The following is a 13331-nucleotide window of genomic DNA, read 5'->3' as shown; positions in this document are numbered from 1 at the left end:
GATGTGACGGGCGGCGAGGATTCGGAGGGTGCGGTGGTCAACCGGCGCGGCTGGGCCATCGTCGCGGCGTTCGCGGTGACCCAGACGGTCGGCTTCGGTGTGCTCTACTACGCCTTCGCCGTGCTGCTGCGGCCGATGGCGCTGGCGCTCGACGCCTCGACGGCCGTGGTCACCGGTGCCCTCACCGCCTCGGTTCTGGCTGGTGCGGTGCTGTCGGTGCCGGTCGGGCGGTGGCTCGACCGGCACGGCGGCAGGGCCCTGATGACGACCGGCTCGCTGCTCGCGACGGGGCTGGTCGTGGCGTGGTCGCAGGTGCGCACCGTCGCCCAGCTGTACGCGGTGCTCATCGGCATCGGGCTGGCCACCGCGATGGTGCTCTACGAAACGGCCCTGACCGTCGTCGTGTCCTGGTTCGACCCGCCGCACCGCGGCCGGGCGGTGCTCGCGGTCGTCATCGTCGCCGGGTTCGCCAGCACCATCTTCATGCCGCTGACCGCCGCGCTCGTCGACCGGTGGGGCTGGCGTACGGCGCTGCTCGTCCTCGCCGGCGTCCACGGCGCGCTGACCGTGCCGTTGCACGCGTTTCTCGTCCGTCCACCGCCCGCCCTGCGGGCGCGGGACGCGGACCCGGCGCACGCCGGAACCGTGCGGGCGGCGGTGCGCGACCCGCGGTTCTGGTTCCTCGCCACCGCGTTCGTGGCCCACAGCGCGGCGATGGCGACGATGGCCGTCCATCTCGTCGGGTTCCTCGTCCACAGTGGACACCCGGCGGTGTTCGCCGCGTCTGTGGCGGGCCTCCTCGGTGTCATGTCCGTCACCGGGCGGCTCCTGCTGACCGCCGCGCACCGGCGGTGGCGGCTGACGACGGTCGTCACCGTGGTCTTCGCCGTACAGGGCGCCGGCGCGTTCGTCCTGCCGCTGGTCGCCGCGAGCCCGGCGGGCGCGGCCGTCGGGGTCACCGCGTTCGGGATCGGGTTCGGCGTCGCGAGCCTCGCCCGGCCGCAACTGCTCGCCGACCGCTACGGGACCCTCGCCTACGGGACCATCAACGGCATCCTCGCCACGCCCGTGACGGTGTCCAGGGCCGTGGCGCCGGCGGCCGCGGCCGGGCTGCTCGGCGTCTGCGGCTACGGCGCCGTGCTCGCCGGGGTCGGGGCGGCCTGCCTCGTCGCGGCGGTGGGGATCGCCGCCCGCGCCGGCACGCCGCCGCCCGTGGCCCGGTCCGCGGAACCCCGCTGACGTCGCGCCGGCGGGGCATCGACGGGCTTGACAGTCATCCCCGCGCGGCGCACGATGGGCCAACTGGGAGAGCGCTCTCCAAGACCGCCGCCGTCACCCACCCCCAGGAGCTCTCCGTGCGACGAACCCTGCACCCACGTCCGCCACGCGTCCCGCGCGGATCCGCGGGCCGCCGTCCACCGCCGCGGGTCGCGCGGCTCGCCGCGGCCGCCGGGCTCCTCGCGGCGTCCCTCGTCGCCGTCGCGTCCCCCGCCCCCGCGGCCGACACGCTGCTCTCCCAGGGCAGGCCGGCCGTCGCGTCCTCGCTCCAGGGCGACGACCTGCCCGCGTCGCACGCCGTCGACGGCAACCCGGGCACGCGCTGGGGCAGCCAGTGGTCCGATCCGCAGTGGATCCAGGTCGACCTCGGCGCCGTCGCCACCATCAGCCAGGTGGTGCTGCGGTGGGAGGCCGCCTACGGCCGGGCGTTCCAGCTCCAGACGAGCGCCGACGCGACGTCGTGGACCACGGTCCACACGACCACGAACGGCACCGGCGGGACGCAGACCCTCGCGGTGACCGGCAGCGGCCGCTACGTGCGCATGTACGGCACCGAACGCGGCACCGGCTACGGCTACTCGCTCTGGGAGTTCCAGGTCTACGGCTCCACCGGACCGGGTGAGCCCGGCACCTGGGAGACGGTCTGGTCCGACGACTTCACCGGCCCGGCCAACACCTCGCCCTCGGCCGCGAACTGGCTGCTGCGCACCGGAACCCGGTATCCGGGCGGCGCGGCGAACTGGGGCACCGGCTCGGTCGAGACCGCGAGCGCGTCCACGAACAACGTCTTCCTCGACGGCAACGGGCGCCTGCAGATCCGCGCCGTCCGCGACGGCGCCGGCACCTGGACGTCGGGGCGCCTGGAGACCCAGCGCACCGACTTCGCCCCGCAGCCCGGTCAGCTGCTGCGGTTCCAAGCGGTGCTGCGCCAGCCCGACGTCGCCGACGGAACCGGATACTGGCCGGGCTTCCGCGCGACCGGCGCGGCCTACCGCGGCACCTACACCAACTGGCCCGGCGTCGGCGAGACCGACATCGCCGTCGACGTCAACGGACGCGGGCAGCTCGCGCAGACCCTCCACTGTGGAACCGCGCCGGCCGGGGTCTGCAACGAGTACGACGGGCGCACCAGCGGCTTCGCCAGCTGCGCCGGCTGCACGGCCGGCTACCACGAGTACACGCAGATCATCGACCGCACGAAGACCGACGAGGAGATCCGGTTCTACCTCGACGGCCGGCAGACGTGGGTGGTGCGGGAGAGCCAGGTCGGCGTGGCCGCCTGGCAGGCCGCCGTGCACCACGGCTTCTACCTCCGGCTCGACCTCGCGATCGGCGGCTCGCTGCCGAACGCGGTCGCCGGACGCACCACGCCGGTCGCGACCACCACGTCCGGTGGCGTGTTGAGCGTCGACCGGGTCACGGTCTCCCGGCAGACCGGAACCGCGCCGACCGCGATGACCGACCCGCCGGTACCGGCGGGGCCGAGCACCGTCCGGGTCACCGGAACGCAGGGAAACTGGCAGCTGCAGGTCAACGGGGCGCCCTACCTCATCAAGGGACTGACGTACGGGCCGCCGCAGAACGCCGGTGACGGCTACATGCGCGACCTGAAAAGCATGGGCGTCAACACGATCCGCACCTGGGGCGTCGACGACGCGCAGACCCCGCAACTGCTCGACACCGCCGCCCGGCACGGGATCAAGGTGATCGTCGGGCACTGGCTCAACCAGGGCGCGGACTACGTCAACGACACCGCCCACAAGACGGCCGTGAAGAACGAGATCGTCGCCCGCGTCGACGCGCTCAAGGGCCGGCAGGGCGTGCTGATGTGGGACGTCGGCAACGAGGTCATCCTGACGATGCAGGACCACGGCCTGCCCGCCGACGTCGTCGAGGCGCGACGGGTCGCCTACGCGAAGTTCGTCGACGAGGTCGCGGTCGCGATCCGGGCGGCCGACCCGAACCACCCCGTCACCTCGACCGACGCCTACACGTACGCGTGGACCTACTACAAGGCGTACAGCCCCGCGCTGAACCTGCTCGCGGTCAACTCCTACGGTGCGATCGACACCGTGCGGACCGACTGGATCGCCGGCGGCCACACCAGGCCGTACATCGTCACCGAGGCCGGGCCCGACGGCGAGTGGGAGGTGCCGAACGACGCCAACGGCGTCCCGGACGAACCGACCGACCTCCAGAAGCGCGCCATGTACACGGCGAGCTGGAACGCGGTCCTCGGCCACCCCGGTGTCGCGCTCGGCGCGACCGAGTTCCACTACGGCCTGGAGAACGACTTCGGCGGCGTGTGGCTCAACACCCTCACCGGCGGGTGGCGCCGGCACGGCTACCACGCGCTGAAGCAGGCGTACACCGGGCAGCCGACCGGCAACACTCCCCCGGAGATCACGTCGATGACCGTCGCCAACGCCACGGCCGTTCCGGCGGGCGGCCAGCTCACGATCGACGTGGCGACGACCGACCCGCAGGGCGACCTGATCCGCTACCACCTGATGGCCAGCGACAAGCACGTCACCGGCAACCGCGGCTTCCGGCACCTGCGGTTCACGGAGTCGGGCAACCGGTTCACGGTGACGGCGCCGGAGACGCTGGGCGTGTGGAAGGTCTACGTGTACGCCTACGACGGCCACGGCAACGTCGGCATCGAGCAGCGGTCGTTCCGGGTCGTGCCGCCGGCCGTCGGCGGGACGAACCTGTCGCTGAACCGGCCGGTCACCGCGTCGTCGTACCAGCCGACCGGCACCGACGGCCCGCAGCTGCCCGAGCGGGCCGTCGACGGGAACCACGGCACCCGGTGGGCGAGCGAGTGGGTCCCCGAGGCGTGGCTACGGGTCGACCTCGGCTCGGTGCAGAGCTTCGACCACGTGCAGCTCGCGTGGGAGGCCGCCTACGCGACCGCGTACCGGATCGAGACCTCCACCGACGGGAACACCTGGACCGCGGTCCACTCGACGAACGCCGGCGACGGCGGGTTCGACAGCCTCGATGTCAGCGGCACCGGGCGCTACGTCAGGGTTCTGGGCACCGGTCGGGCGACCGGCTGGGGCTACTCGCTGTGGGAGTTCGGCGTATACCGGCGGTGAACTGCTACACATACCCTCATGCGTAAGCCGACCCTTGAGGACGTGGCGCGGGAGGCGGGGGTCTCCCGCGCCACCGTCTCCCGTGTGGTGAACGGGATCCGCAACGTCGACCCGAAGCTCGACGAGATCGTGTGGCGCGCGGTCACCAAGATCGGCTACGTCCCGAACCGGGCCGCCCGCTCGCTGGTGACCAGGCGCAGCGGCACCGTCGCCCTCGTGGTGTCGGACTCGGAGAGCCACGACGACGACCCGTTCATGAGCCAGTTCTTCTCCGACCCGTACTTCGGACGCGTCGTCGGGGGCATCATGAGCGTCCTGCGGCCGGCCGGGATCCAGCTCGGGCTGCAGCTCGTCGGCACCACGGAGGCGCGCACCAGGCTCGTCGGAGACCTCGGCCAGGGCCAGGCCGACGGCGCGGTCGTGCTGTCGCTGCACCCGAACGACACGCTGCCCCGTCAGCTCAGCGACGCGGGGATCGCCGCGGTCATGGTCGGGCGGCCCGCCGAGCCGACCCCGATCAGCTACGTCGACCTGGCCAACGACACCGGTGCCGCGCTCGCCGCCGAGCACCTGGTCGGGCTCGGGCGCGGCACGATCGGGATGGTCACCGGTCCCGCCCACGCGCCCGCCGCCCAGGACCGCGACGAGGGGTTCCGCCGCGCGATGGCCAGACACGGCCACGCGTTCGTGCCGGCCGTGGAGGGCAACTTCACGCACGACAGCGGCGAGAAGGCCATGCACCGGCTGCTCGACGAGAACCCGGACCTCGACGCCGTGTTCGTCGCCAACGACCTGATGGCGCAGGGTGCGCTGCGGGCCCTGTCGGAGCGGGGCCGGGAGGTGCCGGGCGACGTCGTGGTCGTGGGGTTCGACGACAGCAGCGCCGCGCTCGCGTCCCGGCCGGCGCTGACGACGGTGCGCCATCCGCTCGAGGACATGGCGGCCCGGGCGACCCGGATGGTGCTGGAGCGGATCGAGAACCCGGGGATGCGGGTCGAGTCGGTGATCTTCGAACCCGAGCTGGTGATCCGCCAGTCGGCCTGAGACCCCGGGCCCGGAAAGCGCTCTCCCGCCGACTCCGCGGGCGTCAGAGCCCGACCAGGGTCAGCGCCGCGTCGACGATGCTGGCCGTGTCGATGCCGTGCAGCGCGTAGGCGTCCTCGACGCTGCTGGACTGGCCGAACTCGGTGACGCCGAGGCTGCGGATCCGGTCGCCGCGGGCCGCTGCGAGGAACGCCAGCGTGTGCGGATGCCCGTCCTGGACGGTGACCAGCGGTGCCGGCGCGTGCGGCGGGAACAACTCGTCGACGATGCCGCCGCCCCGCGCGTCGCGGTCGGCGCGGTGCCGCAGCGACTCGAACACGAGGTCCGGGCTGGTCAGGCACACCACGCCCGCGGTGACGGACCGGTCGGCGAGGCGCGTCGCGGCGGCGAGGACCTCGGGCATGATCGCGCCGACCCCGACGAGCGTGACCTGGTCGCGGTCGGCCGGGTGCCGGCTGAGGCGGTAGCCGCCGGCGACGGCCTGGCGCCGGCGGCGTTCGAGCAGCGCCGGGTCGTCGGGAAGGTCGGCCAGGGCCGGGTCGAGGGGACGGGTGGACAGCCGGAAGTAGGACGAGCGTCCGCCGGGTAGGCCCACCCGGGACATCGCGTGCAGGAACGTCCACTCCAGGTCCTGCGCGAAGGCGGGCTCCCAGGCCGTGCAGCCGGGCTGCTCCAGCCCGATGGACGGCGTGGTGATCGACTGGTGCGCGCCACCCTCCGGCGCGAGCGTCACGCCCGAGGGCGTGCCGACCAGGATGGACTGGCCGCCGGCGTAGATGCCGTACGACCAGGGCTCGAGGGCCCGGGAGACGAACGGGTCGTAGATCGTGGCGACCGGGATCAGCCGCTGGCCCCAGCGCGACCACGTGGTGCCGAGCTCGCCGAGGAGCCCGACGAGGTTGACCTCGGCGATGCCCAGCTCGATGTGCTGCCCGGTGGCCCGCTCCGACCAGCGCAGCAGCCGTTGGGCGTCGTCGGCGAACCAGTCCCGCCGCTCCTTGACCGCCCACACCCCGGTCTTGTTGATCCAGCCGCCGAGGTTCGTCGACGAGGCGACGTCGGGGCTGCAGGTCACGAGCCGGGCGGCCGTCTCGGGGGCGTCGTGGACGAGGTCGGCCAGCAGCCTGCCGAGCGCGGCCTGCGTCGAGACCGGCTTGCGGTGCGGGTGCCCGAGGGTATGCGGCACGGCGAGCGGCGCGCTGGCCGTCAGGTCCGGCCGGCGCAGCGTGCGGCCGCGCTCCTCGCACAGGCCGGCCTCGGCGCTGCCCGGGACGAACGGCGCCCACGGGTCGTCGACGGCGACACCCGACGCGTCGGCGAGGGCGTGCAGCTGGGCCTCGGTGAGCAGCACCGAGTGGTTGTTCGGGTGGCCCTCGGTGGGCAGGCCGCGGCCCTTGACCGTGTAGGCGAAGACGACGGTCGGCCGGTGGTCGTCGACCTTGTCGAACGTCGAGGTGAGCAGGCCCAGGTCGTGGCCGCCGAGGTCGCGCACCGCGGCGCTGAGCTGGTCGGCGGTGAGCGCGCCGACGACCTCGCGCAGCCCGGGCGAGCCCTGGCCGGCGAGGATCCGGTCGGCCACCTCGTCGGGCGGCACGCGCAGCATGCGCTGGTACTCCTCGTTCGGCATCTCCTCCAGGCGCCGGCGCAGCTCGTCGCCGCCGGGCCGGTCGAAGACCGCGGAGATGAACCGGCCCCACTTGAGGGTCAGCACCTGCCAGCCGGCGGCGGTGAACATGCCCTGCAGGCGCTGGATCTGGATGTCGGGCACGACCCGGTCGAGCGACTGCCGGTTCAGGTCGACCACCCACAGCAGCTCCCCCAGCGACGCGACCTGCGGGTCGGCGACGGCCTCCCAGATGGCGCCCTCGTCGAGCTCGGCGTCACCGAGCAGGCTGATGAAGCGTCCCGCGTCGGGGGTCCCGGGAAAGTGCGACGAGACGTAGCGGTGCGCCACGGCCGCCCACAGCGCGGCGGTCGCGCCGATGCCGACGGAGCCGGTCGAGAAGTCGACGGTGCCGGGGTCCTTCAGGCGGCTGGGGTAGCTCTGCAGGCCACCCTTCTCCCGCAGCCGGGTCAGGTACGAGGCGTCGAGATCGCCGAGCAGGTAGTTGAGGGCGTGCAGCACCGGGGAGGCGTGCGGCTTGACCGAGACCCGGTCGCGGTCGGTCAGGCAGGAGAACCACAGGGCGACCATGATGTCGACCATCGAGGCCGACGACGCCTGGTGGCCGCCGACCTTCACGCCGCTGGAGTTCGGGCGGCCCCGGTTGGCGGCGTCGACGATCGCCGTCGACAGCCACAGGACCCGTTGGGAGATCGACCGCAGCAGGGCGTCGTCAACGTGGATCGTCATGGAGCACCTCGGAGCGGTCGGCGGGAACTGCGCTGCACTGAGCTTGCACTATAGTGCACGCCGTGGACGAGGAGACGGCGGCGCTGGCCGGTGTGATCGGCGCCCGCGTCCGCCAGGAGCGGCTGTCGCGCACCTGGACGCTGGACCACCTGGCCGACGCGGCCGGGGTCAGCCGGCGGATGGTGGTCAACGTCGAGCAGGGCGTCACCAACCCCAGCGTCGGGACGCTGCTGCGCCTCAGCGACGCGCTGGGCATCGGCCTGCCGGCGCTGGTCGAGCCGCCGAGGCCGGCGGCGCTGCGGGTCACCCGCGACGGCGAGGGCGTCGCGCTGTGGACCAGCGACGCCGGCGGCCGCGGCCTGCTGGTCGCCGGCACCGGGCCGCCCGACGTGGTCGAGCTGTGGGACTGGACGCTCGGGCCGGGTGACCGGCACGCCAGCGACGCCCACTCGACCGGCACCAAGGAGCTGATCCAGGTCCGCGACGGCACCGTCACCGTGGGGGTCGCCGGCGACTCGGTCGTCCTGCGGCCGGGTGACGCGCTCGCGTTCGCCGGCACGGTCCCCCACTCCTACGCCAACCCCGGCGCCGCGCCGGCCCGGTTCTCCCTGGCCGTGTTCCAGCCCGGCGTCGGGACCGACCCCGGATCCACCCATCGTGAGGAGCACCGACATGGCTGACACTCCCCTGCCGCGCGACGTCGTCGACGGCGCCGGGGTGGACCCGGCCGTACTCGCCCTGCGTCCGGACTACCGGGCGCTGCTGGTCGCCGTGGACGGCGTGGTCCCGGGTCCCGGCGACGCCGGCAGCGAGGCGCTCCTGCGGGAGGCCGAGGCCGCCGCCGGACGGCTGCTCGCCGGCACCGCCGTCGACCGGCTGCCCCACGTCGCCGCCTGGCGGGAGGCGTACCGCGCGTTCGGCGCGAAGCCGCAGCGCACCCGCAACAGCCTGGAGGCCCTGACCCGCCGGGCCGGGACGGGCCTGCCCCGCGTCAACCGGCTCACCGACGTCTACAACGCCGTCTCGGTGCTGCACCAGGTGCCGCTCGGCGGCGAGGACCTGTCCGGCTACCGGGGCAGCCCCCGGCTGCTGCGCGCCGCCGGCGACGAGCCGTTCGACACCGTCGCCGGCGGCGAGGTCGTGGTCGAGCACCCCGACCCGGGTGAGGTCGTGTGGTGCGACGACGCCGGTGTCACCTGCCGACGGTGGAACTGGCGGCAGGGCCGACGCACCCAGCTCACCCCCGGCACGACCACGGCCCTGTTCATCCTCGACGCGCTCGCACCCCTCACCGACGGCGCGCTGACCGCGGCCGCCGACGACCTCGTGGCCCACCTCCGGCGCTTCTCCCCGGAGCTGCAGGTCGCCACCCGGCTGCTCGACCGCCCGTGACCCGGGCCGGCCTTGCCCCCGGCTAGGCGGTCGTGACCAGGCGGTGCAGGTCGTAGACGAGCTCCGAGCGGGTGCGCGGGTCGACGTCCGCCGCGTCGGCGCCGTGGAACCGCACGCCCTCGATGCGTTGCGGCGGCACGGACTCGGCGGTGTCGGAGGCGTGCCAGCCGGGGTCGGTGTCGAGGACCGCCCACGTGTCGGCGGACACCGGCTTGGCCAGCTGCACGCCCGAGTCGTGCCAGCGCTGCCAGCCGCGCGTCTCCAGCCCGCGTAGCTGGCCGTAGGTGACCGTGTGTCCGGCCAGCCCGGACAGCACCGCACCGGCGTCCTCCGCCCGGTACACCGGCCGGGCCAGCTGCGGGAACGGTTGCAGGATCTCGTAGTCGGCGAACAGCTCCGACCAGACCGGCAATGCGTCGGCGGCGAGGTCGAGCGGGTGGCGTACCACGACCGGCGCGTCCGCGGGCAGCTCGTACAGCTTGTCGTCGACGTCGGCGAGCGTGCCGTCCTCGGCGACCCGGAAGTCGCACCCGGGCAGGTCGGCCACGCCCCAGACGAGACGGCCGGCCAGGTGCCGCATCCAGGGGTGGCGGGCGTACCGGTCGAGGAACACCCCGGCGCCGATGGCCCGGCCGGTGCACATGGCCCGCTCGATCCGGGCCAGGTGCAGCGACGCCGACGCGCGCGCGTCCTTGCGCAGCGCGGTCAGCTTCGCCTTCGCCGCCTTCGCCTTCTGCTTGTCGTCGGCGCGTCCGGGCCGTGGCAGGTCCGGCAGCACGGCCCCTCGGTCGTCGCGCAGGACGGGCAGCAGCGTGGCGTCGAAGACGATCCGGTAGGTACGCGAGCCGGTGCCGACGACGTCGGCGCCGTCCTCGTCCAGGCCCAGGGTCGGCACGAGCCGGTCGGCGAGCTCGTCGGAGGTGAGGCCGCGGCTGTAGGCGATGGCGTCGATGCGTTCGCGGGCCGCCGCCGCGAACGCCGGGAACCGGGACTTCTCCGCGAGCAGGTTGATGTTGATCAACGCGGTGTCGGTGCCGATGTTGAGCAGGGCGTCCAGGGCGGCGTGCGCGCGGGCGCTGGCGTTCTCCCCCGGCCACCGGCGGGCCAGCGTGGTGAGCCGGCGGGCGCAGTCGTCGTCGCCGAGCAGGCCGACCGCCTGCAGGCACCACGACGCCTTCGGCGGGGCGCCTTCGGCGAGCCACGCCTCGAACAGCGCCCACGCGAACGCGGCCCGCGACGCCGGCGTGCAGGCCGCCTTCGCGGCGAGCACCCCCGGATGCACCTCGTCGGCGTTGGACCAGGCCAGCTGTGTGAGGAGGAGGTCCACGTCGAGCGGCGGCTCGAGCGCCGGCAGGGTCCGCGCGGCGGCGAACGCCGGCACCGTCGGCCGTTTCGCGCCGGGCGCGGTCAGCGGGTCGGCGTCGAGCATCGCGCGGACGGCCGGTTCGGCGGCCGGTTCGACAGCAAGGTCGGCCGCGAAGCCCAGGATCGTCGCGCGGTGGCCCTGTGCGTCCAGGTACCGCAGGACGCGCGACGCGCCCGCGTCCGCGTGGTCGGCGGACCACAGTGTCAGCGCCCCGGCGGCCGCGTGTTCCGGGTGCCGCAGGATCCACGAGCGGGCCAGCGCCTTGTGCTTCCTCCCGGCGAACGCCTTCACGACCGCGGGAACGAGCGACACGTCACCGAACGGCTGCGCGGCCCGCAACGCGTGCTCCACGCCGTCGGGGTCGGCCAGCGCGGCCCGCAGCAGCGGCAGGTGCGACAGACCACCGCGGTACATCACCGGCAGCAGGGCGGGTCCGGCCGTGCCGCCGGGAGCGAAGCCCAACGCCAGGAGCCGGTCGTGCACGTGCCCCGGCGCCAGCGCCAGGTCGGCGACGGACGTCGGGACCGCCCACCGTTCCCGGTGGGCGACGAACGCCTCCACGTCGTCGCACCGGGCGATGGACACGCCGTTCCACGTCACGGCGGACTCGTGCGTGCCGACCCGCTGGCCCGCCTCGACCTCCTCGTCGCGCCACGACTGGACCGGCTCGACCGTCAGGGCCGGGTCGAGCGGCGGCACCCGCACGACCGGTGGCGGCACGTAGTCGACCGGGTCGCCGAGGCCGCCGAGCGCGTCGTCCTCCGGCGGTGCGACGGGATCCGGCTCGATGCCCCGGTCGATCAGGTCCACCAGCTCGTCGTCGCCATTGTCGCGGGCGAACCGGCGGACCCGGTCCGGGTCGAGGGCGGCGGCGCGGAGCAGGTTCGCCGTGCCCCACAGGTGGCCGGCGCGCCGCTCCCGCAGCAGCGCGACCCGGGCGTGGTCGTCGTCGATGTGCGCCAGCAGCCGGCACCACAGGTCGTTGTGGAACGGGTCGGTCTGCCACGGCTCGCCCGGCTTGAGGCGGGCGAACACCTCGGCGGCGGCGCTGCCGGCGAGCTCGAGCACCGACGCGAGATACACGCGGCCACGGCGGAACGGCGCGAAGAACGGGTGCGCGTTCTTGCGGTTGGCCGCGAGGAAGCGCTCCAGCGTCGCGAGGTCGCCGGCGGCGATCCCCGTGGCGTGCACGTTGCCGTCGCCGAACGGGCAGAGGTGACGCAGCGCGTCCTCGTGCACCCGCCGCTCCTCGGGGCCCGCCGCCGGACCCAGCGGCAGCAGGAACGTGGTCGCCCAGCGCAGGTGCGCGCTCCGACGGTCGACGGCCGACGGCGCGATCGCGGCGGCGGCGTCCAGGATCGCCGTTCTCGCGGCGGCGAACTCCGCGTCGTCGGCGAGCGCGAGCAGCTCGCGCAGCCGGCCGAACGGCCCGGCGCCGACGTACGGCAGCTGGTACCGGAGACCGGCGAGCAGCCGGCGCGCGGCCTCGGGCAGCCCGACGGAGGCGACGAGGAAGTCGGTGAGCCGGTCCTCGGTCTCCTCCCGGAACTCGCCGATGAACGTCTGGTACTGCTGGAGGACCAGCTCGACCACCCTGACGTCCTCCTCGGCGGAGCCCACCCGCGGCCGCGGGTCGAGGATGCGCCGACCGAGCTCCCGCTCGTGGTGGTGGTCGCTCGTGACGTAGGCCCAGATGCTCGACCGGTGGTCGGTGACCGACATGCCGTGCCGGTCGTTGGCCCAGAACGCCCGGCGCAGCGCGGTCCACGCGTCGTCAAGTGTCGACAGTGGACGGACCGCCACCGGGATGCCGCCGCGCCGCGGGTACAGCGCCGCGCGCAGCCACGGGCTGACGTGGACGCCGTCGCGCCGCTCCACCGGGGTCGTCGGCGAAGGTGGGGCCGCGGCGGGACGGTGTGCGCCGATCCAGGCGACGACGCCGCTCCCGCCGCCGACGAGCAGGCCGTCGCCGGAGGGCTCGCAGCACCACAGGGTCGCCGACGTCACGAACTGGTCGAAGCGGGCGAAGGTGCGCCCGTCGTCGGCCGAGACCAGCACCAGCCCGTCCGCTCCGACGATCACGACGCGACCGTCGGGAAGGCAGCGCACCGCGGTGAGCAGCCCGTCGGCCGGCACCGGGACGCGCCGGAAGCCCTCGTCGGCGGACCGGAACACCGTGCCGCCGGCGCCGACGGTGAGGACGGTGCCGGCCGGGGTCACTGTCGCCGACATGAGGTCGACACCGGCCTCGAGGTCGAGCCGCCGCACCGACCTGTCGCGGCACACGTACAGGCGGCCCGGACGGTCGGTCGGAACGAGCACCCCGAGCGGGCTGCCGCTGATCCGGCCGATGGACTCGTCGACGCCGCCGACGCGACGGAACGCCTCCCCGTCGGCCGAGGTCGCGAGGTAGCCGTCGTCGCCGGCGACCCACAGCCGCCCGTCGTCGTCGGCGACGACGCCGAACAGGCACCCGCTCGTGCCGGAGGCCAGCTGCCGCCACGACCCGCCGCGGTCGGTCGACCGGGCGATGAACCCGTACTCGCCGACGACCCACAGCCCGTCCCCGCGCAGCAGCGCCCCGCGCAGCCCCCGGCCCGGCGCGACCACCCGGCGGAAGGCGTACCCGTCCGACGACACGGCGGCGACGCTCCAGCCCTGGCCGCCGACGGCGACGGCGGAACCGGCGTGCACCGCGAGGCCCAGCACCAGCTGGTGCCCGTTGTCGGTTCCGGCGCAGGCGCCCATCCGCAGGCCGGCAAGAGGATTCATGTCGACGCCCTTCGGGAGGACCACT

The 13331-nt window shown here is 74.3% G+C and carries 7 protein-coding genes; 5 read left to right on the top strand and 2 right to left on the bottom strand.

Annotated elements, in window-relative coordinates:
- Window positions 1-33 precede the first annotated feature (33 nt).
- The 3 genes from Voc01_RS35370 to Voc01_RS35360 all read left to right on the top strand — a co-directional run bounded on the left by Voc01_RS35370 (window position 34) and on the right by Voc01_RS35360 (window position 5423).
- On the top strand, window positions 34-1239 hold the full coding sequence (locus Voc01_RS35370; RefSeq protein ID WP_239160703.1) for an MFS transporter: 1206 nt from the start codon (window positions 34-36) through the stop codon (window positions 1237-1239).
- Window positions 1240-1355: 116 nt separating this feature from the next.
- On the top strand, window positions 1356-4379 hold the full coding sequence (locus Voc01_RS35365) for a galactose-binding domain-containing protein (protein WP_239160702.1): 3024 nt from the start codon (window positions 1356-1358) through the stop codon (window positions 4377-4379).
- Window positions 4380-4397: 18 nt separating this feature from the next.
- Entirely contained in the window at window positions 4398-5423 is a 1026-nt protein-coding gene (locus Voc01_RS35360) for a LacI family DNA-binding transcriptional regulator (protein ID WP_203932007.1), read from the top strand.
- Window positions 5424-5466: 43 nt separating this feature from the next.
- On the opposite strand, the gene Voc01_RS35355 is transcribed toward Voc01_RS35360, so the two are convergent.
- Entirely contained in the window at window positions 5467-7776 is a 2310-nt protein-coding gene (locus tag Voc01_RS35355; protein ID WP_203932006.1) for a thiamine pyrophosphate-binding protein, read from the bottom strand.
- Between the two features lie 62 nt (window positions 7777-7838).
- Here Voc01_RS35355 and Voc01_RS35350 point away from each other — a divergent pair, with 62 nt between their 5' ends.
- Both Voc01_RS35350 and Voc01_RS35345 read left to right on the top strand, forming a co-directional pair.
- Window positions 7839-8456 (top strand): helix-turn-helix domain-containing protein, encoded by a 618-nt coding sequence (locus Voc01_RS35350; RefSeq protein ID WP_203932005.1) that lies wholly within the window; start codon window positions 7839-7841, stop codon window positions 8454-8456.
- Complete coding sequence (locus tag Voc01_RS35345) at window positions 8449-9168, top strand: B3/B4 domain-containing protein (RefSeq protein WP_203932004.1); 720 nt, start codon at window positions 8449-8451, stop codon at window positions 9166-9168. Before Voc01_RS35350 ends, Voc01_RS35345 begins: the two co-directional genes overlap by 8 nt.
- 22 nt (window positions 9169-9190) lie before the next feature.
- On the opposite strand, the gene Voc01_RS35340 is transcribed toward Voc01_RS35345, so the two are convergent.
- Complete coding sequence (locus Voc01_RS35340) at window positions 9191-13306, bottom strand: DUF4132 domain-containing protein (protein ID WP_203932003.1); 4116 nt, start codon at window positions 13304-13306, stop codon at window positions 9191-9193.
- Window positions 13307-13331: the final 25 nt, after the last annotated feature.

It is taken from the genome of Virgisporangium ochraceum (assembly GCF_016863655.1).
GTDB classification, from domain to species: Bacteria; Actinomycetota; Actinomycetes; order Mycobacteriales; family Micromonosporaceae; genus Virgisporangium; species Virgisporangium ochraceum.
The sequence above is the reverse complement of the archived record's forward strand: the minus strand, read 5'-3'. Positions and strand labels throughout refer to the sequence as shown.

Coding starts and splice junctions, on each gene's coding strand:
- Voc01_RS35360 (WP_203932007.1), top strand. CDS start 4,398: ATGCGTAAGCCGACCCTTGAGGACGTGGCGCGGGAGGCGGGGGTCTCC.
- Voc01_RS35355 (WP_203932006.1), bottom strand. CDS start 7,776: ATGACGATCCACGTTGACGACGCCCTGCTGCGGTCGATCTCCCAACGG.
- Voc01_RS35345 (WP_203932004.1), top strand. CDS start 8,449: ATGGCTGACACTCCCCTGCCGCGCGACGTCGTCGACGGCGCCGGGGTG.
- Voc01_RS35340 (WP_203932003.1), bottom strand. CDS start 13,306: ATGAATCCTCTTGCCGGCCTGCGGATGGGCGCCTGCGCCGGAACCGAC.